We start from the raw sequence: 19,900 nt of genomic DNA on the forward strand, positions 1-19,900 counted from the left end.
GATCCCGATCCCGATCCCGATCCCGATCCCGATCCCAGCGCCGTATCAGCGGTAGACCACGCAGCGCATCAGCAGGAAGGAAACGCACGCCAGCCCGCCTTCCACCAGCGGCTTGGCCAGCCAGGTGTACTGCAGGCCCAGCGCGTGGTCGACCAGGCTCACCAGCAACGTGCTTGTCGCGGTCAGCAGCAGCCACAGCCCGAAGAAGCGTGAAAATCGACGCCAGCCAAGGCGCGCATCACCTGCATTGGCAAAGGTGTAACGGCCGTTGAGCCAGAAGCCCAGCAGCATCCCGGCCAGGCGACCGGCAATGTTGGCAGGCACCACCGGCAGGCCCAGCGCGGTCGCGGTGACGAACACCAGCCAGTCGAGCAGCAGCTGCACGAGCCCGATGATGAGATAGGTGCTTCCCTGGCGGACGAGGCCCATCAGTGCGGTGAAGGAGGTGGGATGCACATGTTAACGGCCCACGCTCTAGAATCATCGGCAACGAACCACGGACTGCCGTTTCCATGACCCAACCCCTGCACGTCATCATCCTCGCCGCTGGCGCGGGCAAGCGCATGAAGTCGGTGCTGCCGAAGGTGCTGCAGCCGATCGCCGGCCAGCCGATGCTGGCACACGTGATCGCGGCCGCCCGCGAACTGGAACCGGCGGCGATCCACGTGGTCTACGGCCATGGTGGTGAAGCGGTGCGCCAGTACTTCGCCGACCAGCCCGACCTGCAATGGGCTGAACAGGCACGGCAGCTGGGCACCGGCCATGCGGTGGCCCAGGCGATGCCGCAGGTGCCTGACGCCGCGCAGGTGCTGGTGCTGTACGGCGACGTGCCGCTGATCCGCGCGCAGACCCTGCGCGACCTGCTGGCGCAGCCGGGTCGCCTGGCGGTGCTGGTCGCCGATGTCGATGACCCGACCGGTTACGGCCGCGTGCTGCGCGATGCCGAAGGCAAGGTGGGCTCCATTGTCGAGCAGAAGGACGCTACCGATGACCAGCTGCGTGTGCGCACGATCAACACCGGCATCATTGCCGCCGAGTCGACCGCGCTGCGGCGCTGGCTGTCGCAGTTGTCCAACAGCAACGCGCAGGGCGAGTACTACCTGACCGACGTGTTCGCCTTTGCCGCGCACGAGTACACCCCGGCCGAAATGGCACTGGTGGCCGACGCGCAGGAAGCCGAAGGGGCAAACGATCCCTGGCAGCTTTCGCAGCTGGAGCGTGCCTGGCAGCGCCGCGCGGTACGGGCCCTGTGCGCGCAGGGCGCGCGCGTACGCGATCCGGCACGTCTCGATATCCGTGGCACTGTCACCGTGGGCAGTGACGTGCTGATCGATGTCGATGTCGTTCTCGAAGGCAATATCGTGCTGGGCGATGGCGTGACCATCGGTCCATTCAACCGCCTGAAGGACGTTGCTCTCGGTCCGGGCACCGAAGTACGTGCGCACTGTGATCTGGAAGGCGTGGTCACCGAAGGCGCAGCACTGGTCGGTCCGTTCGCGCGCCTGCGCCCGGGTACCGTGCTGGCCGATGGCGTGCACGTCGGCAACTTCGTCGAGACCAAGAAGGTCACCCTCGGTGTTGGCAGCAAGGCCAACCATCTGACCTACCTGGGCGATGCGGTGATCGGCAGCAGGGTAAACATCGGTGCCGGCACCATCACCTGCAACTACGACGGCGTGAACAAGTCGACCACCACCATCGGCGACAACGCCTTCATTGGCTCCAACAGTTCGCTGGTAGCACCGGTGACCATTGGCGACAGTGCGACGATTGCCGCCGGTTCGGTCATCACCCGCGACGCCCCGGATGGCAAGCTGACACTGGCACGTGCACGACAGGAAACCATCGATGGCTGGAAGCGCCCGCTCAAGAAGTCCTGAGCCACGCATCCCGCATGCCGACGAACTCGGCATGCTGCCGGCAATTGAACAACGTGCCGGTGAACTGCTGAAGGGTCACCAGGCCTACCCGGTGTTTGCCGGGCATGGTCTGGACCTGCCGACGCTGCAGGATGGCCTTCAACGTGGCCAGTTGTGGGTGGTGGATGCGGCTGACGGTGGTATCGCGGGTTACCTGCTGGCCGGTGAACTCTGCGGTGAATTCCATGTGCTGCAGATGGACGTGGATCCCGCACACGCGCGGCGTGGCCACGGCCGCGCTTTGCTGCGCCATTCCTTGGCGCAGGCGAGGGCGGGAGGCTACGCGGCCGCGGTGCTGACCACGCTGTCCGATGTGCCGTGGAATGCGGCCTTCTATGCCAGCGAAGGATTCAACGTAGTGCCCGAGGCGCAGTGGAACGATGGCCTGCGCGCGGTGATGGCCGAAGAGGCTGCGCTCGGGTTCCCGATGCACCTGCGGGTGGCGATGCGGCAGGTTTGGTAGGTGCCGAGCTTGGTCGGCACATCCGCGCATGGCGTGGACCTACCCGCTCAACCCACCGGCAACAGGATCGACACGCACAACCCGCCATCGCCGCGATTCTGCAGTGATACCCGGCCGCCATGCGCTTCCACGATCTCGCGGGTCAAGGCCAAGCCCAGCCCGGTGCCATTGCGCTTGGTCGAATAGAACGGCATCAGCGCATTCTGCAGCACCTGCTCGTTCATGCCCTTGCCGCGATCCAGTACGTCCAGGCGCAGCCACTGCGGCAGCCGCGTGAGTTGCACCTGTACGTCGTCGTTGGGCGGTTCTGCTTCGGCGCAGGCTTCGTGCGCGTTCTTCAACAGGTTCAGCAGTGCCTGCCCGAACTGGGCGATGTCGATGCGGCTGCTCAGTTCCTCGTCCGGCTCACGTTCCATGCCGAATGGGATCTGCTGGCGCAGGCTGGACAGGAAGGGGGCCCAGTGCACGGTCTGCAACTGCGGTTGCGGCAGCTTGGCAAAGCGCGCATAGCCGCGGATGAAGCCTTCCAGGTGGCGTGCACGATCCTCGATGGTGGTGAAGATCTCCGGCAGCCGGTCAAAGCGCTCACGCTGCACCAGTACACCGCCGGAGTGGGCCAGCGAGGCAATCGGTGCCAGCGAGTTGTTGAGCTCGTGGCTGATCACCCGGATCACCTTCTTCCAGGTCTGTACTTCCTGGCGGCGCAGCTCGGCGGTCAGCAGGCGTACCAGCAGCAGGTCGTGCGGACGACCATTGAGCTGGAAGGCGCGGCGCGAGAGGTGGTACACCTGCTCGTCGTCCTCATCGCCGTCCTCGCCCTCGGCATGCACCGCGAACAGGCTGTCGCCACCGCGGGCGATGGCATCGCGCAGCTCCACCGGCACCTGTTCCAGCACGTCCTCCAGGTGCTGGCCTTCCAGCTTCCAGCCGCCATGCAGCAGCTTGCGCGCAGCCAGATTGGAGAACACCACGCGGGCGATGCCATCACCGCCCGAGGCGATCAGCAGCATCGCCACCGGCGTATTCTGCACCATCGTGTCCAGCAGAAGTTCGCGTTGCACCAGGCCCTGCCGCTGTGCACGCAGCACATCGCCCAGTTCGCGGTGTGCCTGCACCAGGTCGCCGAGCTCGTCATTGCCGGGCCAGTGCACGCCGAAGTTGTATTCGCCGTCGCGATAGCTGCTGGTGGTGCCCGCCAGGGCCCGCATCAGTGACCGCACCGGGGCGGTAGCGCGACGCAGGGTCCACCACATCAGCGACAGCAGGATCAACGCCGACACCGTGGTCACCACCCAGCCATGGTCCATCCAGTAGGCCAGCAGCCACGGCAACGCGGCGGCCAGCGCCAGCACCGGCAGCAGGCGCAGGAACAGGCGGAAAGTGAACGAGCGCCGTTTCATTCGCGCGGGATACCGTGGCGGTCCATGCGCCGGTACAGCGCCTGGCGGCTCAGGCCGAGTTCGGCGGCGGCCTGGGCGATGACGCCATGGTTGCGCGCCAGTACCTCTTCGATGCGCGCGCGGTCGGGGTCATTGCCCGCACTGGGGGCCGGGCGCGGTGCTGCGGCTGCGCGCGGCAGGTTCAGGTCGGCCACTTCAATGCGGTTGCCGATGGCCAGCAGTTCGGCGCGCTGGATCACGTTGCGCAGTTCGCGCACGTTGCCTGGCCACGGGTGCCGCAGCAGGGCGGCGGTGGCGGCGCTGGACAGGGGTTTGCCAGCGGTCAGGAAGCGCTCGGCCAGCGGCACGATGTCGCCCGGGCGATCGGCCAGCGGCGGCAGCACCAGTTCCACCGTGTTGAGGCGGTAATAGAGGTCTTCGCGGAAGGTGCCGTCGCGGATCATCGCCGGCAGGTCGGCATTGGTCGCGCTGACCACGCGGACCTTGACCTGGCGTTCGCGGTTGGAGCCCAGGCGCTCGAAGCGGCCGGTTTCCAGCACACGCAGCAGCTTCATCTGCCCGCCCAGCGACAGGTTGCCGATCTCATCCAGGAACAGGGTGCCACCATCGGCGGCCTCGAACTTGCCTTCGCGCGCCTTGTTGGCGCCGGTATACGCACCGGCCTCGGCACCGAACAGTTCGGCCTCGATCAGTTCCGAAGGCAGCGCGCCACAGTTGACCGCCACGAATGGACCCTTGGCCACCAGGGAATTGGCCTGGATGATCTGCGCGATCTTCTCCTTGCCGGCACCGTTCGCGCCGGTGATCAGTACCGGCAGTTCCGAGCGTGCGACCTGGCAGGCGAGGGCGATGACGCGCTCGCTGGCGGGGTCGGCGAAGACCGCGCCGCACAGGTCATACTTCTCTTCCAGCGCATTGCGCTGGCGCAGTTCACGGCTGCGGCGCCGGTCCAGTTCGCGGCGCGCCTCGGACAGTTCCAGCAGGTTGTTGACCGTGGTCATCAGCTTGCGGTCGTCCCAGGGCTTGGCCAGGTAGTCGGCCGCACCGGCCTTGACCAGATCCACCGCGCTGCTGAGGTGGGTCCAGGCGGTCAGCAGGATCACCGGCAGATCGGGATGGCGCGCGCGGATCTGCGCGAACAGGGCCTCGCCTTCTTCGCCGGAGGTGGTGTCCTCGCTGAAGTTCATGTCCTGGATCACCAGGTCGACCGGCTGCGACTCCAGCAGGGCCAGCCCTTCGGACGGGCTCTGCGCCTGCAGGGTGTCGATGTCGTGCAGGGAGAACAGCACGTCCAGCGCGGTACCCACGCTGGCGTTGTCGTCGATGATCAGGATCGCAGGCATCAAGCGGTTCTGCAGAAAGGGATGGGCGGCGCCGTTGGAGCCGTTCGTGTCCACGCACCGGGAGAGCCCGGCGCCACCCATCAAGCATAGCCAAACCCGTGGCTGTGCAGGAGCGGCCCTCGCTCAGCGCCGGGGAGGCGCCGGGGGCCGTGGCGGCGCAGGTGGCGGCGGCACCTCCAGCGCCTGGCGCCAGGTTGCGGCGTCGACCGCCACCGTCAGTTCGCGCTTGTCGCGGCGCAGCAACAGATAGGCGGTGGCTGCGTTGGAATGACGCAGGGCCTCAGCAAGGTGTTCGACCCGGCGCACCGCCGTGTCGTCCACGCGCAGGATGCGATCGCCACTGCGCACGCCGAAGCGCATTTCCGGGCTGGCGGCCTCCACGCGCACCTGGCCCTCCGTTGAGCGCAAGGACAACCGCGCGGCATCCTGGCGCCACTCCAGTGTCTGCGCACTGCCACCGCCGGCCAGCGCCGGCAATGGCAGGAGCAGCATCAGGCACATCGCGCGGGCACGCATCTCACGCGCCCCGCGTGGCGACCGCAGGCGGCACCGCTGCCGCACGCCGCGCCGGCCCGAACACGGCGATCTGGCCCAGCACCCACAGCAGCAGTGCACCCAGCGGCAGGTAGTACAGCGGCATGCGCGGCAGCTCGTACAGGTTCATCAGCGCCAGGTTGATGGCGTAGGCCGCCAGCATGCCCAGCACGATGCCCAGCGTGGCCAGCAGGAAGTTCTCGGTCTGGAAGTAGCGCAGGATCTGCCCACGGGTCGCGCCCAGCGCACGGCGGATGCCGATCTGCTTGCTGCGCTGCTGCACCCAGAAGCTGGCCAGGCCGATGATGCCCAGCGCGGTGACCACCAGCAGCGAGATGCTGACGGTGATCAGCAGGCCGACCATCGCGCGGTCGTTCTTGAAGAAGTCCTTGCGCTGGTCTTCATAGGTCAGCTTGTCGCGCATCAGCCGGTTGGGGTCGTTGCGTTCCAGCGCGGCGGCACCGGCATCGAGTACTTCCTTGCGGCGTTCCGGCGAAGTGCGCAGCACATACGTGCCACCTTCGTCGAAGGTGCGCCGCATGGGCAGCAGCATCGAGTTGGTCCAGTTGTCATTCCAGCCGTTGGGCGTGCTGAGCGTGTCGACGATGCCGACCACATGCAGCGGCTGCTTGCCCATGTAGTAGGTTTTGCCCAGCGCACTGCCATTGGGTTCCATCTTGGCGGCGGTGGCCTGGGTGAGGATGACCGGGATCGCGTTCTCCTTTGCGCCGCCCTTGCTGGCGTCTTCGAAGTTCTGGTACTCGTCGGGCAGGAAATCGCGGCCTGCGATCAGGTTGATGCCCATCGTGGCCAGCCCGTTCTCGGACAGGGTGTACATCGAGGCGTTGGTGGTCGGCCGTTCCTGGTCGATCACACGCGAAATGCTGCTGCTGGAGGAGCCGTCGCGGAAGGGGACCTGGTTGATGATGGTGACGTTGCTGACGCCGGGAATCGCGCGCAGCGATGCCAGGTCCTCGCGGGTGCGGGCCATGGCGTCGGTCTGCTTGCCGATGCCGCTGACGCGCAGCATGACCAGTTCGCTCTCGGCGATGCCGCTGGGCATGCTGATCTTCTCCACGCGCTGGCTGACCAGGAACAGCGCGTTGCAGACGATGGCGCAGGTCAGTGCGACTTCCAGCACGATCAGGGCAGCGGCGGTCTTGTGCCGGCGCAGCGTGCTGAGGATGGGGCGGATGTCCATGGGAGTCCTCGTTCGGGTGCTTACTGCGACTTGAGCTGGATGGCCGGGGTGACCTGCATGGCGCGCCAGGCGGGCAGGAACCCGGCGGCAAGACTGGCGAGCAGGGTCAGGCCCAGCGCGAGCAGCAGCATGTTGCCGTCCAGGTGGGCCAGCTTTGCGTATTCCACCGGTTGCTGGCGCACCGCGAACAGGCCAAGCAGGGCCAGGCCGATACCCAGCACGCCACCGACCACGCCGACCGCACCGGCTTCCACCAGGCACTGCAGGAAGATCTGGCCACGGCTGGCACCGAGGGCGCGGCGCACGCCGATCTCACCACTGCGGCGCAGGAACTTGGCCAGCAGCAGGCCCACCGTGTTGACCAGGCAGACACCCAGGAAGCCCAGCGCCAGCCACAGCTGCAGGCGCACATCGCTGGGGACTGCGCCATTGAAGTCCAGCCATTCCATCACGGTGCGCAGGCGCACGTTCGGCGGATGTTTGAAGCGGCCGGCCTCGCGCTGCTGGGTCGAATAGTTCTCCAGGTAGCGGCGGTAGTCGGCGGCCTTGGCCGGGTCCATCTCCACCCAGTACTGCAGCCACGCGCACGGTGCGTTGAGCGAGTAGCTGTTGCCATCGGGATTCTCGCCGAAGCAGTTCATGTTGCCGTTGTTGCCCAGCTTCAGGTCGAAGGAGGTGGAGATCGGCAGCAGCAGGTCCTCGTTCTTGCCGTAGCTGCCCGTGGTCAGGTCGTAGAAGTGCGGCTCCGGGCTCCATTCCTTCATCACGCCGACAATGCGGTAGCTCTGCCCTTCCATGCGCAGGTCGCGGCCCACGCTGTTGGCGCCCTGGTACAGCTTGTCATTGAGCGCCTTGGAGATGACCACCACGCGTGCACGGCCTTCATCGTCCTCGCGCGTCCAGGGGCGGCCGTACTGCATGGGCACCTCGAACATCGGGAAGAAGTCGGCCGAGGTCCAGCGGGTGTCGATGCTGAAGGGCTTGAGAGTGCTGTTGTCCGGTTCGATGGTACCGCCGCCGCCGCTCATCAGTGCCTGGCGCTCGCCCTTGGCCTCGCGCAGCAGGGCTTCACCGTCGAAGCGGGTCAGCTGGGTTTCCGGTTCCTCGCCAGCGACATAGGCGCCGGTCGCGGCATCAAGCTGCACATAGAACAGGCGGTCACTCTTGCCGGGAATCGGGTCACCGGACAGCACGTGGAACACGGTCAACGTGGTCATCGAGGCGCCGATGCCTAGCGCGATAGCGATCACCATCAACGCGGTCAGTACCTTGTTGCGGCGGAAGCTGCGCACCGCCAATCGGGCGTAGTAGGCGAACATGGTCGGGCCCTCACTCGTTGACGGCGACGATGTGGCGCGGCGGGGTGGCCAGCACCGGCTCGCGCACCAGGTCGGTCACCTGACCATCGACGATGTGCACGTTGCGCTGCGCGCGCGCGGCCAGTTCCGGATCGTGGGTGACCATCACGATGGTGGTGCCGGCAGCGTTGATCTCCTCCAGCAGTTCCATCACGCCGCGGGCCATCTGTGTGTCCAGGTTGCCGGTCGGTTCGTCGGCCAGCAGCAGGCGCGGGCTGCCGGCCAGCGCACGCGCGATGGCCGCGCGCTGCTGCTGGCCACCCGACAGTTCATTCGGATAATGCTTCATGCGCGAGCCCAGGCCGACCTGGCTCAGCGCCTTCTCGATACGTTCGCGGCGCTCGTTGGCGCTCATCTTCCTGTAGCGCAGCGGCACGTCGACGTTGTCGAACAGGTTCAGGTCGGGGATCAGGTTGAAGCCCTGGAAGATGAAGCCGATCTTCTGGTTGCGCAGGCGGCTGCGCGCATCATCGCCCAGCGTGCTCACGTCCTGGCCGTCAAGCATGTAGGTGCCGCTGGTGAAGGTTTCCAGCAGGCCGGCGATGTTGAGGAAGGTGGTCTTGCCGGAGCCTGACGGGCCGGTGACGGCGACGAACTCACCTTCCTTGACCTGCAGTTCCAGCGAGCGCAGTGCGTGGGTTTCCACCTGTTCGGTGCGGAAGACCTTGGCGACCGAACGCATTTCGAGCATGTACATGGGGTGTCCTCTCTCCAGGATTCAGGTATCAGGTATCAGGTGTCAGGTGTCAGGTATCAGTTGACGGAGACGCGTTCGGCGTCCTTGAACAGGTCGCTGCCAGAGACCACGATGCGGTCGCCCGGCTGCACACCCGACTTGATTTCCACTTCGCCCAGGCTGCTGACGCCCAGTTCCACCGGACGCCGCACTGCGGTGCGGCCATCCATCACGTAGGCAATGCCGTTGCCCTGTTCGACGAACGGGCCGCGCTCGACCTTCAGCACGTCCTTGCGGGTGTCGAGCAGCACGCGCACCGACATCCGCTGGCTCTGGCGCAGGCCTTCCGGCTGCGCGCTGGCGAAGCGCACGCGGGCGTTGACCTCGCCGTTGACCACTTCCGGCGACACCGCACTGATCTCGCCCGGGAACGGCTTGCCGTTGCCGCCGGTCAGCTGCGCCGGCATGCCGATCGCCAGGTCGCGGGCGAAGCTTTCCGGCACCTTGATCTCGACCTCGAACTTGGACAGGTCGACCACGCCCAGCACGGGCGCATTGGCGGCCAGGTTGGTGGACTGGACGGCCTGCACCTGGCCGACCTGGCCGTCGAACGGCGCGCGCAGGGTCAGCGCGTCCACCTGGCGCTGCACTTCAGCCACCACGGCCTTCTGGCGGTCGGCCAGCAGGCGCTTGTTGCGGGCGTCCAGGTCAGCGCCCTGGCTCTGCAGGCGTGCATCGGTGGTGGCGTTGGCCAGGGTGATGTCGGCCTTCTTCAGCGAGTCCTTGGCCTTGGCCAGATCGATCTGCGGTACTGCACCGCCGTCGTAACCGCGCTGGTAGCGCTGCAGGTCGCGGTCGGCGGCCTGGCGCTCGATGGTGGCCTGGTCGGTTTCCTTGCGCGACTTGGCGCGGGCCAGGGTGGCGTCCAGCGCGGCGCGGCTGGCCTCGGCTTCCAGGCCGGCCAGGGTGGCCTGCTCCTGGGCCAGCTTGCTGCGCAGTTCCGGGCTGTCGATGACCGCCAGCTCCTGGTCCTTCTTGACCACGTCACCGGCAACGACTTTCAGGTCCACGGTACCGGCCGAGATGGCGTACAGGATCGGGCTGTTGGCGGCAATCACCCGACCGTCGGCGGCGATGTCGCGGACCAGGTCTCCGCGCTTCACTTCGGCGATGCGCACGCGGCTGCTGTCGTAGGAGCGGCTGGCGTTGGACCAGGCGTACACGGCCCAGCCGATGCCGGCCAGCAGCGCGATGGCGCCCAGTGCCGGCCAGCGGTAACGCTGCCAGTTGGCGCGGGTGGTGCCGGCCGGGGCGGAGGAAACGATCTGGTCCTGTGCGGAGGTGTCGCGGATCATCGGGTGCGTGCCTGACGGTGGTAGTGGGTACCAAGCACGTAGCGTGCCAACTTTATTTCCTTGTGGGTCAATGGGTTGGGAGTCGCCCTGAAGTGTCCGGGTGTCCGCGGACACCTTTCCGGACACTTTCATTAAGCGGACAGGAGGGGGAGCGCGGGCCCGCAGGCTAGAATGCGGCGATCGTCTTCAAGGAAACGCGTGACATGTGTGGAATCGTGGGTGCGATCGCTGATCGCGACGTAGTGCCGGTGCTGATCGAAGGCCTGAAGCGCCTTGAGTACCGTGGTTACGATTCCTCGGGCATCGCGGTGATCGACCATGCCGAACGGCCGGATGTGCGCCGCGTGCGTCGTACCGGCCGTGTGTCGGAAATGGCCACTGCGGCCGAGGCCGAGGGCTTCAATGCAGTGCTGGGCATCGGCCACACCCGCTGGGCCACCCACGGTGGTGTCACCGAGGCCAACGCGCATCCGCACATCAGCCACGGCGTGGCACTGGTGCACAACGGCATCATTGAAAATCACGAGGAGCAGCGCGAGAAGCTGCGTGCCCTGGGTTACACCTTCGAGTCGCAGACCGACACCGAAGTCATCGCGCACCTGATCCATCACCACCTGAAGGACGGCGACGACCTGCTGGTGGCGCTGCAGCACACGGTGAAGGAGCTGACCGGCGCCTACGCGCTGGCCGTGGTCAGCCGCGCCGAGCCGGAACGCTTCGTGTGCGCGCGCATGGGCTGCCCGCTGTTGATCGGCCTGGGCGAGGGCGAGAACTTCGTGGCGTCCGACGTCTCGGCGGTGATCTCGGCCACCCGCAAGGTGATCTTCCTGGAAGAGGGCGACACCGCGGAGATCCGCCGCGACGGTGTGCGTATCTTCGACGAGCACGACCAGCCGATCGAGCGCGAGGTGCACCTGTCCGACGTATCGCTGGCATCGCTGGAGCTGGGCCCGTACCGCCACTTCATGCAGAAGGAAATTCACGAGCAGCCGCGTGCGCTGGGCGACACCATCGAGGCAGCGATCGACGCCGGTGGTTTCCCGGCCGAACTGTTCGGCAAGAATGCCGAGGCCGTGCTGTCAGGCATCGAAGGCGTGCAGATCATCGCCTGCGGCACCAGCTATTACGCCGGCCTGACCGCGCGCTACTGGATCGAAGCCATCGCCGGGCTGCCGTGCAGCGTGGAGATCGCCAGCGAGTACCGCTACCGCGCCGCGTATGCCAACCCGAAGCACCTGATCGTCACCATCTCCCAGTCCGGCGAAACGCTGGATACGATGGAAGCGCTGAAGTACGCCAAGTCGCTGGGCCACAAGCACACGCTGTCGATCTGCAATGTGCCGGAAAGCGCGATTCCGCGCGCCAGCGAGCTGGTCTGCTACACCCGTGCCGGCGCCGAGATCGGCGTGGCGTCGACCAAGGCCTTCACCACCCAGCTGGCCGCACTGTTCCAGCTGACCGTGGTGCTGGGCAAGCTGCATGGCCGCATCGACGCGGCGCAGGAAGCGGACTACCTGGAGCAGCTGCGCTTCCTGCCGGGCAGCGTGCAGCACGCGCTGAACATGGAGCCGCAGATCGCCGCCTGGGCCGAGCGTTTCGCCCGCAAGAGCAGCGCGCTGTTCCTGGGTCGTGGCCTGCATTACCCGATCGCGCTGGAAGGCGCGCTCAAGCTGAAGGAGATCTCCTATATCCACGCCGAGGCCTATCCGGCGGGCGAGCTGAAGCATGGCCCGCTGGCGCTGGTGGACGAGGACATGCCTGTAGTGGTGATCGCGCCCAACGACAGCCTGCTGGAGAAGGTGAAGTCGAACATGCAGGAAGTACGCGCGCGCGGCGGCGAGCTGTTCGTATTCGCCGACCAGGACAGCAATTTCAACGAGTCCGAAGGCGTGCATGTGATCCGTACGCCGCGCCATGCCGGCGTGCTCAGCCCGATCGTGCACACCATCCCGGTGCAGCTGCTGGCGTACCACACCGCACTGGCACGTGGCACCGACGTGGACAAGCCGCGCAACCTGGCCAAGAGCGTGACGGTGGAGTAACTCCGCCGGAACCGCTGGAAGCTGCATGCGAAAGGGGCCCCACGTGGGCCCCTTTCGTTTGCGCCGGTGGTCGTGCCAAGTGGGATAGCCGCCGGGTGTTCTGTCCGCCGTCGGCAGCAGGCAATCAATCTTTAATGCGCGGCATCGCCTGTATTCAGCGGCGGTTTCAGCCGCGGTGCCATTCTCTGGATCGTCAGTTGGTTCCCACGACGAACTGTCCCATCGATGCCGGTAGTGACCGATGGTCGCAGTCGTAGAATCGATTTGACCGAGGGCCGGGTTGAGCGGTTGAACCCACCTCGTTCGCGTTGCAGCACGTCGTCTGCCGATCCATTTCCACCGGCAGCCGGGTGCGCCAGACGTGCGCTGAAAGGTCTGTTCCCGGGGAGGGGGCGTATCGGAAGAGCACACTTTTTTGACTTCAGTGACCTGCACCAGGAAACAAGAATGAACGTCCGCGAACTCCTGCAATCCAAGAAAGAAGCTGTCATCACCATCGACGCCGAAGACACCATCGGTGCCGCCGCCCACAAGATGAGCGCGAACAAGATCGCTGCGCTGGTGGTGATGAAGGACGATGCCCCGGTCGGCATCATTTCCGAGAAGGACATCGTGCGCACCCTGGCCGACGACGGCCCGCAGGCCGGCCGTCGGGTGATTTCCAGCCTGCCGTCCACCGGCCTGGAAGGCATTGCGCCGGAAGCGACCCTGAAGCAGGCCATGTCGCTGATGACATACTCGCGGCGCCGTCATCTGATGGTCACCGAAGGCACCCGACTGGTTGGCATCCTCAGCCTGGGTGACATCGTGAAGAACCTGCTGGGCGAGCTGGAGCTGGAAAAGGCCGTGCTGCAGGACATCTACATGGCCGCCCACTGAGGGCTGGACCCTTGGATGCAGAGAAGCCGGGCATTGCCCGGCTTCTTCGTTCACGGCTTCGGTGATATCAGAAAGTGACCTTCACCGAATCGGCGCTGTAGTTCGCCGGACCGTGATAGACCACTTCGATGTTGTTGCCATCCGGATCGAGTACGAACGCGCCGTAGTAGCCCGGGTGGTAAGGGCGTTCGCCCGGCGCGCCGTTATCGGTGCCGCCGGCGGCGATCGCGGCGGTATGGAAGGCATCGACGGTGGCGCTGTCGCGCGCCTGGAATGCCAGGTGGTGGCGGCCGGTCAGCTGGCCGGCGGCGGCCTCGCTGGTGGCGCTGGAAATGAACAGCTCATCGGCCCAGAAGTAATCCTCGCCTTCGCCGGCGATCGGGATGCCGATCGTGTCGAACACCGCCTGGTAGAAGCGGCGGCTGGCGGTGAGGTCGCGTACGACCAGCTGGATGTGGTCGATCAGTCGTCCGCGGTGCAGTTCCATCGTTTCCATACGAACCTCGCAAAAAAGGGGACGGAGGGGATTAAGTCACTTCCAGCCAATAGTGCCAGAAACGACTTAATCCCCTCCGTCCCCTTTTGTCAGTTGGCGATGATCTCGACCCAGTAGCCGTCCGGGTCCTTGATGAAGGCCAGGTTCTTCATGCGGCCGTCGGTCAGGCGCTTCTGGAAGGTCACGCCCAGGTCCTCGAAGCGCTGGCAGGCGGCTTCGATGTCCGGCACGGACACGCAGATGTGGCCGAAGCCGCGCGGGTCGCTGTTGCCGTCGTGGTAGACCGCGCCGTCCTGGGCCTCGGTGCCATGGTTGTGGGTCAGTTCCAGCACGCCCGGCAGGCCGGCCATCCACACGCGGCGCTGGCTGTCGTCTTCCGGCACCACCGCGCCGGCCGGTACGTAGGCCAGGAAGTACAGGCTGAACTGGGCTTCGGCGAAGTCGCGCTTGTCGATCAGCTGGTAGCCCAGCACGCGGGTGTAGAAGTCCAGCGAGGCGGTGATGTCCTTCACCCGCAGCATGGTGTGGTTGAACACGAAGCCGGTGGTCTCGGCCGGAGCCTGGGCGGCGACGCCGGGGACATCGCGCAGGGCGGGGATGGTCATGGGGGAGGTCCTTCAGACAGGGCCGTTGCCGGCCGGATGTGGCCATTCTACCGGCTCTGAATTTGGCCATTTGCGACATACAATGGCCAGATAGCACCGTTCCGTCCTGATGACCATTGCCCGCCATGTCGCAGCGTGAATGGGTGGCCGCCGCCATCCGCAAGATCGAAGCCGATTTCAACCGTTCCGCCGATACCCACCTGATCCCGTTGGCGCTGGCCGGGTTCGCGGGCATCGATGTGTACCTGAAGGATGAATCGAGCCATCCCACCGGCAGCCTCAAGCACCGGCTGGCGCGCTCGCTGTTCCTGTATGCGTTGACCAACGGCTGGCTGCGCGAAGGGCGGCCGGTGATCGAGGCTTCCAGCGGGTCGACGGCAGTGTCCGAGGCCTATTTCGCGCGCCTGCTGGGGGTGCCGTTCATCGCGGTGATTCCGGCCACGACCTCGCCGGAGAAGATTGCCGCCATCGAATTCCATGGGGGCCGCTGCCACCTGGTCGAGCGCGCCTGCGAACTCAACGGTGAATCGGAGAAGCTGGCCCGCGAAACCGGTGGCCACTTCATGGACCAGTTCACCTATGCCGAGCGGGCGACCGACTGGCGCGCCAACAACAACATTGCCGAGTCCATCTTCAAGCAGATGGCCGAGGAGCCCAGCCCGGTTCCGGAATGGATCGTGTGCAGCCCCGGTACCGGCGGTACCGCAGCGACGCTGGGCCGCTATGTCAGCTACCGCCGGCATGACACCCGCATCCTTTGCGCGGACCCGGAAGTGTCGGTGTTCTTCGATGGCTATCAGGCTGCCGTGGCCGGCCAGCAGGACTGGCGCGGCCTGACCTGCAGCGGCGGTTCGCGCGTGGAAGGCATCGGCCGGCCGCGGGTGGAGCCGAGCTTCATCCCGACCAGCGTCGATGCGATGGTGAAGGTGCCCGACGCGCTGAGCCTGGCCGCGATGCGCCATGTCAGCCGCCAGCTCGGTCGACGCGTGGGTGGCTCCACCGGCACCAACTTCATCGGTGTGCTGCGGGCGGCGCAGTGGATGCGTGAGGCAGGCCACCAGGGCAGCATTGTCAGCATCCTGTGCGACAGTGGCGAGCGCTACGCGCAGAGCTACTACGACCCGGCGTGGTACGCGCGGCAGGGCATCGATGTCGACGGCGCCGATGCACAGCTGGCAGCGGCAGTGGCCGGGCAGGGGCTGCCGGAACTGCCGTGGTGCAGCCTGGAAGCGTTGTAGCCGGCCGGCATTTCCGCCGGGCGATGCCCGACGAGCGCAGCGGTGTGTCGTACCCCGATCAATACCCCGCCGCGGTGAACGCATCCAGTACTGCATCGCGCAGCGCATCGGGCAAGGCCTCGATGTCCATCGCGCGATCATCCAGATGCAGGCTCGGGTCCAGGATGCTGGCACGGCCCTGGGCCAGCGCCTGCAGCCACAGCAGCACGCAGATCACGAACTCGCGCTCATGGCCCAGCCGCAGCTGGCTGGCGCCGCGTTCGATCACCTCGAACGGGTACCACTCCTGGGCATCGTTGAACGTGCCGCCCTGCTGCAGCACTGCCTGCAGTTGCTGCAGGTGACGCGGGGCGTCGTCGCCGGCATCGCACAATGCGGCGATCCAGGTCAGTTCGGCCGGGCTGGCGGACAATGCCAGTGACCGGGCCGGTGAGGCGGATGCAACTGCAGCCAGACCTTCCATGTAGGGCCTCGTTCGGTGCGTACCGCTGCGGACTCCCCCGCAGCCAGAGCTTCAGCGCGGGACCGTAAGGCCGACGTGAATGCCGGGCCGTGCCCCCTTGTCAGCCCCGCCTGCCAGCGCCATATCCTGCATGCTGCCCGCCCGCCGGGCCCGTACCCTGGAGATCTGCCGTGACCGTTGCCAACCCCCTGCTCGATTTTTCCGGCCTGCCGCGCTTCGAGGCCATCCGCCCCGAGCACGTGGCGCCGGCGCTGGACGTGCTGCTGGCCGAGGCCGAAGCCGCCGTCAGCACGGCCGAGCAGGTGCAGCCGGTGCGCTGGGAGACCTTCGTTGCCCCGCTGGACGATGCCACCGAGCGGCTGTGGCGCGCCTGGGGCCTGGTCGGCCACCTGCAGGGCGTGGTCAACACCCCGGAACTGCGTGAGGCCTACAACAGCAACCTGCCGCGGGTGACCCGCTTCGCCAGTGCGCTCAGCCAGAACCTGGCGTTGTACCGGCAGTACCAGACACTGGCCGCCAGCACCGAGGCGGCGCGCTTCGACGAGGCCCAGCGCAAGGTGCTGGACAACACGCTGCGTGACTTCCGCCTCGGCGGCGCCGAGCTGGCGCCGGAGGCGCAGCAGCGCTTCGCGGCGATCAAGGAAGAACTGTCGGCGCTGTCGGCGAAGTTCTCGCAGAACGTTCTTGACGCTACCGATGCCTGGTCGCTGATCGTCGAGGACGAAGCGCGATTGAAGGGCCTGCCGGAAGACGTGAAGGCCGCCGCGCATGCCGCAGCACAGAAGGACGGCAAGTCTGGCTGGAAACTGACCCTGCAGATGCCGTGCTACCTGCCGGTGCAGACCTGGGGTGAGGACCGCGACCTGCGCGAGATCCTGTACCGTGCCAGCGCACAGCGTGCGTCCGAATTCGGCGATGACACGCTGGACAACAGCGGCAACATCGACCGCATTCTCGCCCTGCGCGCGGAACTCGCCGCACTGCTCGGCTTCGGTTCGTATGGTGATTATTCGGTGGCGACCAAGATGGCGCAGGACCCGGCCGAGGTGCTCGGTTTCCTGCGTGACCTGGCCTCGCGCGCCAAGCCGTTCGCGGCCAAGGACCGCGCCGAACTGGAGCAGTTCGCACGCGAGCAACTCGGCATCGACAGCCTGCAGGCCTGGGACCTGGCATTCGCCGCCGACCGCCTGAAGCAGGCGCGTTACAGCTATTCCGAACAGGAAGTGAAGCAGTACTTCACCGAACCGAAGGTGCTGGGCGGCCTGTTCTCGGTAATCGAGCAGCTGTACGGCCTGCGCGTGCAGGAGGACAGCGCGCCGGTGTGGCACGAGGATGTGCGCCTCTTCCGCCTGGTCGATGCGCAGGGCGGGCTGGTGGGCCAGTTCTACCTGGACCTGTACGCGCGCGAAGGCAAGCGCGGTGGCGCGTGGATGGATGATTGCCGTAACCGCCGCGAGCGTGCCGACGGCAGCGTGCAGACGCCGCTGGTCTACCTGGTGTGCAACTTCGGCCGAGGTGCCAATGGCAAGCCGGCCACCTTCAGCCACAATGAAGTGACCACCCTGTTCCATGAAATGGGCCACGGCCTGCATCAGCTGCTGACCCGCATCGGCGAACTGGGCGTGGCCGGCATCAACGGCGTGGAATGGGACGCGGTGGAGCTGCCCAGCCAGTTCATGGAGAACTTCTGCTGGGAATGGGAGCACCTGCAGGCGATGACCGCACATGTGGACAGTGGCGAGCCGCTGCCGCGCGCGCTGTACGAGCGCATGCTGGCTGCACGCAACTTCCACAGCGGCATGGCCACGGTGCGCCAGCTGGAGTTCGGCCTGTTCGACATGCTGCTGCACAGCCAGTTCGAACCGGCGCAGGACAGCGTGCTGGCACTGCTCGACCGCGTGCGTGCGGAAGTGGCGGTGAACCACCCGCCGGTCTGGAACCGCTTCCCGCATCAGTTCAGCCACATCTTCGCCGGCGGCTACGCAGCCGGTTACTACAGCTACAAGTGGGCCGAGGTGCTGAGCGCCGATGCCTATGCGGCGTTCGAGGAGGCGCCGCAGGCGCTGGCTGAAACCGGCGCGCGCTTCCGCGAAGAGATCCTGTCGCGCGGTGGCAGCCGCCCGGCGGCGGAGAACTTCAAGGCCTTCCGCGGCCGCGCGCCTCAGATCGACGCGCTGCTGCGCCACTCGGGCATGGCGTAAGGTGTTTGGTAGGTGCCAACCTTGGTTGGCACGTTACCGCTATCCACGCATGGCGTGGATCTACCGGAATGTTCGGACATGGCGTAACGCCTTGGTAGGCGCCAACCTTGGTTGGCGAAAAGCCCAGGCCAACCAAGGTTGGCCTCTACCGGGCGTCGCGCCTTGGGGTCATTCGGCGTAGATCATCTTCCGGGTCATGCCGCCGTCCACGATGAAGTCCTGGCCGGTGGTGAAACCGGACAGCGACGACAGCAGGTACACCGCCAGTGCACCGATGTCTTCGGGGCGGCCGACCCGGCCGACCGGGTGTTGCGCATGGTCGATGGCTGAGTATTCCGGCGCGTGGCGCCGTGAGGGTGCCTGCCACGCAGTGGTGCCGATCCAGCCGGGGCTGATGCTGTTCACCCGCACCGCCGGGCCGGCGCTGATCGCAAGTGCATGGGTGAAGGCCACCAGCCCACCCTTGGCTGCCGCGTAGGCTTCGCTGTGTGCTTCGGATTGCCAGGCGCGGGTGGAGGCGATGTTGATGATCGCACCGGCGGCGCTGGCGATCAGTGCTGGCAACGTGTGCTTGCTGCACAGGAATGCACCGTGCAGTGACGACAGCCGGCGCTGCCACTCGTCCCAGTCCATATCCTGCAACCCTGTGCCGTGTGGACCGGCGATGCCCGCGTTGTTCACCAGTCCGTCGATACGGCCGAAACGCTGCTGGGCCACGGCGATGAAGTCGCGCACGCTGGCTTCGTCGGTGATGTCCAGGCGCTGGAACGCGGCATCCTCGCCGCGCTGCCATTCCGCCAGACACGCTTCTCCGGCCTCCACGTCCAGGTCGCCGATCAGCACGCGTCCACCGGCACCAAGTACGGCCTGGGCAATACCACGGCCGATGCCGTTGGCACCGCCGGTGACCAGCACAACCTTGCCCGACAGTGGCGCGGCCGGCCATGCGGCGATCGGCGGTACCGTGCTCACGTCAGGTCTTCGCCGCGCAGGCGGCGATGCCAGCCGTCCACGCCGATGCGGTCCAGGGTCTGGATGTTGCGCTCGACGATCACGTCCGGGTCCGGATAGACATCCACCGCGCGTGCCACGCTGTCTTCGCGCAGCAGGTGCAGGGTGGGGAAGGGTGCGCGGTTGGTGTAGTTGCTGGCGTCGTCCGCGGCCACGCCATCGAACTGGTAGTCCGGGTGGAAGCTGGCCACCTGCAGGATGCCCTGCAGGTCCAGTGCCTCGATCGCCGCATCGGCGTTGTCGAGGAAATCGTTGTAGTCGAGGAAATCGGTCAGCACCTGCGGATGCACGATCAGCGTCGTGTCGATCTGCTCGGCCGGCGTATCGCGCAGCAGCACCAGCTCCTCGGCCAGCTGTTCAACCAGCGCTTCCGGCGTGGTCGCATCGCTGAGCACGATGCGGACCTGGTCCTTCACGTACACCGCCTTGGCGAACGGGCACAGGTTCAGGCCGATGACGATGCGCTCCAGCCACAGGCGGGTGGCGGCGATCGGGTCATCGGTGGGCAGGTGTGAATCGGTCATGGCGGGCACGTGGGCTGGCGGGGCCGCCATTGTAGGCAGTGTGCCGGTGCTGCGCTGTCCACTGTGCAGGAACTGGACAGTGGCGAAGCTGGAAATTCCTGAAGATTCAAACCGTTGCGCGCTACCGATGGATGGCCGATTGCCAGTCCGGGGCGACGGGCGTGGAATGGATGCACGAAACAGGAGGACACC

19 protein-coding genes are annotated in these 19,900 nt (G+C 66.3%); 6 read left to right on the forward strand and 13 right to left on the reverse strand.

Features of this window, described 5'->3' with window-relative positions; genetic code table 11:
* Positions 1 to 45 precede the first annotated feature (45 nt).
* Positions 46 to 429 carry a GtrA family protein gene (locus tag ACMZ91_RS05420; RefSeq protein WP_049460896.1) on the reverse strand — a complete coding sequence of 128 codons (384 nt, stop codon included), beginning with the start codon at positions 427 to 429 and terminating at the stop codon, positions 46 to 48.
* An 83-nt stretch (positions 430 to 512) separates the two neighbouring features.
* On the opposite strand from ACMZ91_RS05420, the gene glmU reads away from it, so the two are divergent.
* Positions 513 to 1,880: a bifunctional UDP-N-acetylglucosamine diphosphorylase/glucosamine-1-phosphate N-acetyltransferase GlmU gene (glmU, locus tag ACMZ91_RS05425; RefSeq protein ID WP_049460871.1), complete on the forward strand. Its 1,368-nt coding sequence runs from the start codon at positions 513 to 515 to the stop codon at positions 1,878 to 1,880.
* A complete protein-coding gene (locus ACMZ91_RS05430) occupies positions 1,849 to 2,382 on the forward strand; it encodes a GNAT family N-acetyltransferase (protein WP_049460873.1) in 534 nt (177 codons plus the stop codon). Before glmU ends, ACMZ91_RS05430 begins: the two co-directional genes overlap by 32 nt.
* A 47-nt stretch (positions 2,383 to 2,429) precedes the next feature.
* On the opposite strand, the gene ACMZ91_RS05435 is transcribed toward ACMZ91_RS05430, so the two are convergent.
* From ACMZ91_RS05435 to ACMZ91_RS05465, 7 genes are all read right to left on the reverse strand, one after another.
* Positions 2,430 to 3,782, reverse strand: coding sequence for a sensor histidine kinase (locus ACMZ91_RS05435; protein WP_414577247.1), 1,353 nt, complete (start codon positions 3,780 to 3,782; stop codon positions 2,430 to 2,432).
* The gene (locus ACMZ91_RS05440; protein WP_049399261.1) at positions 3,779 to 5,125 is read right to left on the reverse strand and encodes a sigma-54-dependent transcriptional regulator; all 1,347 of its coding nucleotides are present in this window, start codon (positions 5,123 to 5,125) and stop codon (positions 3,779 to 3,781) included. Before ACMZ91_RS05440 ends, ACMZ91_RS05435 begins: the two co-directional genes overlap by 4 nt.
* Before the next feature lie 123 nt (positions 5,126 to 5,248).
* Complete coding sequence (locus ACMZ91_RS05445; protein WP_414577256.1) at positions 5,249 to 5,626, reverse strand: PDZ domain-containing protein; 378 nt, start codon at positions 5,624 to 5,626, stop codon at positions 5,249 to 5,251.
* A 16-nt stretch (positions 5,627 to 5,642) separates the two neighbouring features.
* Positions 5,643 to 6,860: an ABC transporter permease gene (locus tag ACMZ91_RS05450; RefSeq protein ID WP_071228876.1), complete on the reverse strand. Its 1,218-nt coding sequence runs from the start codon at positions 6,858 to 6,860 to the stop codon at positions 5,643 to 5,645.
* Between the two features lie 20 nt (positions 6,861 to 6,880).
* Entirely contained in the window at positions 6,881 to 8,179 is a 1,299-nt protein-coding gene (locus ACMZ91_RS05455) for an ABC transporter permease (protein ID WP_121504340.1), read from the reverse strand.
* Positions 8,180 to 8,189: 10 nt separating this feature from the next.
* Complete coding sequence (locus ACMZ91_RS05460) at positions 8,190 to 8,915, reverse strand: ABC transporter ATP-binding protein (RefSeq protein ID WP_032129038.1); 726 nt, start codon at positions 8,913 to 8,915, stop codon at positions 8,190 to 8,192.
* A 56-nt stretch (positions 8,916 to 8,971) separates the two neighbouring features.
* Positions 8,972 to 10,249 (reverse strand): efflux RND transporter periplasmic adaptor subunit, encoded by a 1,278-nt coding sequence (locus tag ACMZ91_RS05465; RefSeq protein ID WP_049399200.1) that lies wholly within the window; start codon positions 10,247 to 10,249, stop codon positions 8,972 to 8,974.
* A gap of 203 nt (positions 10,250 to 10,452) precedes the next feature.
* Between ACMZ91_RS05465 and glmS the strand changes: the two genes are divergently transcribed.
* Complete coding sequence (gene glmS / locus ACMZ91_RS05470) at positions 10,453 to 12,291, forward strand: glutamine--fructose-6-phosphate transaminase (isomerizing) (RefSeq protein WP_049399202.1); 1,839 nt, start codon at positions 10,453 to 10,455, stop codon at positions 12,289 to 12,291.
* Between the two features lie 447 nt (positions 12,292 to 12,738).
* Entirely contained in the window at positions 12,739 to 13,170 is a 432-nt protein-coding gene (locus ACMZ91_RS05475) for a CBS domain-containing protein (protein WP_010481344.1), read from the forward strand.
* Between the two features lie 67 nt (positions 13,171 to 13,237).
* On the opposite strand, the gene ACMZ91_RS05480 is transcribed toward ACMZ91_RS05475, so the two are convergent.
* Together ACMZ91_RS05480 and gloA are read right to left on the reverse strand one after the other, a co-directional pair.
* A complete protein-coding gene (locus ACMZ91_RS05480; protein WP_414577243.1) occupies positions 13,238 to 13,666 on the reverse strand; it encodes a VOC family protein in 429 nt (142 codons plus the stop codon).
* 89 nt (positions 13,667 to 13,755) lie between these two features.
* On the reverse strand, positions 13,756 to 14,271 hold the full coding sequence (gloA, locus tag ACMZ91_RS05485; protein WP_049460883.1) for a lactoylglutathione lyase: 516 nt from the start codon (positions 14,269 to 14,271) through the stop codon (positions 13,756 to 13,758).
* Between the two features lie 125 nt (positions 14,272 to 14,396).
* Between gloA and ACMZ91_RS05490 the strand changes: the two genes are divergently transcribed.
* Positions 14,397 to 15,509, forward strand: a complete 1,113-nt coding sequence (locus tag ACMZ91_RS05490; protein WP_049460884.1) for a PLP-dependent cysteine synthase family protein — start codon at positions 14,397 to 14,399, stop codon at positions 15,507 to 15,509.
* A gap of 58 nt (positions 15,510 to 15,567) precedes the next feature.
* Here the strand turns inward: ACMZ91_RS05490 and ACMZ91_RS05495 are convergent, their stop codons facing one another.
* Entirely contained in the window at positions 15,568 to 15,972 is a 405-nt protein-coding gene (locus tag ACMZ91_RS05495) for a hypothetical protein (RefSeq protein ID WP_005411111.1), read from the reverse strand.
* 170 nt (positions 15,973 to 16,142) lie between these two features.
* On the opposite strand from ACMZ91_RS05495, the gene ACMZ91_RS05500 reads away from it, so the two are divergent.
* Positions 16,143 to 18,173, forward strand: a complete 2,031-nt coding sequence (locus ACMZ91_RS05500) for a M3 family metallopeptidase (RefSeq protein WP_414577241.1) — start codon at positions 16,143 to 16,145, stop codon at positions 18,171 to 18,173.
* A 168-nt stretch (positions 18,174 to 18,341) separates the two neighbouring features.
* Here ACMZ91_RS05500 and ACMZ91_RS05505 read toward each other — a convergent pair whose 3' ends face one another.
* The gene (locus tag ACMZ91_RS05505) at positions 18,342 to 19,145 is read right to left on the reverse strand and encodes an SDR family oxidoreductase (RefSeq protein ID WP_121504346.1); all 804 of its coding nucleotides are present in this window, start codon (positions 19,143 to 19,145) and stop codon (positions 18,342 to 18,344) included.
* The gene (locus ACMZ91_RS05510; protein ID WP_032129027.1) at positions 19,142 to 19,708 is read right to left on the reverse strand and encodes a DUF1415 domain-containing protein; all 567 of its coding nucleotides are present in this window, start codon (positions 19,706 to 19,708) and stop codon (positions 19,142 to 19,144) included. Before ACMZ91_RS05510 ends, ACMZ91_RS05505 begins: the two co-directional genes overlap by 4 nt.
* Positions 19,709 to 19,900 lie beyond the last annotated feature (192 nt).

Source organism: Stenotrophomonas sp. FR024 (assembly GCF_047500745.2).
Classification (GTDB): Bacteria; Pseudomonadota; Gammaproteobacteria; order Xanthomonadales; family Xanthomonadaceae; genus Stenotrophomonas; species Stenotrophomonas maltophilia_A.

Excerpts from the sequence above, each read along its gene's own strand:
- ACMZ91_RS05435 (WP_414577247.1), bottom strand. The coding sequence starts at position 3,782 with ATGAAACGGCGCTCGTTCACTTTCCGCCTGTTCCTGCGCCTGCTGCCG.
- ACMZ91_RS05440 (WP_049399261.1), bottom strand. The coding sequence starts at position 5,125 with ATGCCTGCGATCCTGATCATCGACGACAACGCCAGCGTGGGTACCGCG.
- ACMZ91_RS05430 (WP_049460873.1), top strand. The coding sequence starts at position 1,849 with ATGGCTGGAAGCGCCCGCTCAAGAAGTCCTGAGCCACGCATCCCGCAT.
- ACMZ91_RS05480 (WP_414577243.1), bottom strand. The coding sequence starts at position 13,666 with ATGGAAACGATGGAACTGCACCGCGGACGACTGATCGACCACATCCAG.
- ACMZ91_RS05460 (WP_032129038.1), bottom strand. The coding sequence starts at position 8,915 with ATGTACATGCTCGAAATGCGTTCGGTCGCCAAGGTCTTCCGCACCGAA.
- ACMZ91_RS05490 (WP_049460884.1), top strand. The coding sequence starts at position 14,397 with ATGTCGCAGCGTGAATGGGTGGCCGCCGCCATCCGCAAGATCGAAGCC.
- ACMZ91_RS05510 (WP_032129027.1), bottom strand. The coding sequence starts at position 19,708 with ATGACCGATTCACACCTGCCCACCGATGACCCGATCGCCGCCACCCGC.
- glmS (WP_049399202.1), top strand. The coding sequence starts at position 10,453 with ATGTGTGGAATCGTGGGTGCGATCGCTGATCGCGACGTAGTGCCGGTG.
- ACMZ91_RS05445 (WP_414577256.1), bottom strand. The coding sequence starts at position 5,626 with ATGTGCCTGATGCTGCTCCTGCCATTGCCGGCGCTGGCCGGCGGTGGC.
- ACMZ91_RS05455 (WP_121504340.1), bottom strand. The coding sequence starts at position 8,179 with ATGTTCGCCTACTACGCCCGATTGGCGGTGCGCAGCTTCCGCCGCAAC.
- ACMZ91_RS05420 (WP_049460896.1), bottom strand. The coding sequence starts at position 429 with ATGGGCCTCGTCCGCCAGGGAAGCACCTATCTCATCATCGGGCTCGTG.
- gloA (WP_049460883.1), bottom strand. The coding sequence starts at position 14,271 with ATGACCATCCCCGCCCTGCGCGATGTCCCCGGCGTCGCCGCCCAGGCT.
- ACMZ91_RS05465 (WP_049399200.1), bottom strand. The coding sequence starts at position 10,249 with ATGATCCGCGACACCTCCGCACAGGACCAGATCGTTTCCTCCGCCCCG.
- ACMZ91_RS05475 (WP_010481344.1), top strand. The coding sequence starts at position 12,739 with ATGAACGTCCGCGAACTCCTGCAATCCAAGAAAGAAGCTGTCATCACC.
- glmU (WP_049460871.1), top strand. The coding sequence starts at position 513 with ATGACCCAACCCCTGCACGTCATCATCCTCGCCGCTGGCGCGGGCAAG.
- ACMZ91_RS05495 (WP_005411111.1), bottom strand. The coding sequence starts at position 15,972 with ATGGAAGGTCTGGCTGCAGTTGCATCCGCCTCACCGGCCCGGTCACTG.
- ACMZ91_RS05450 (WP_071228876.1), bottom strand. The coding sequence starts at position 6,860 with ATGGACATCCGCCCCATCCTCAGCACGCTGCGCCGGCACAAGACCGCC.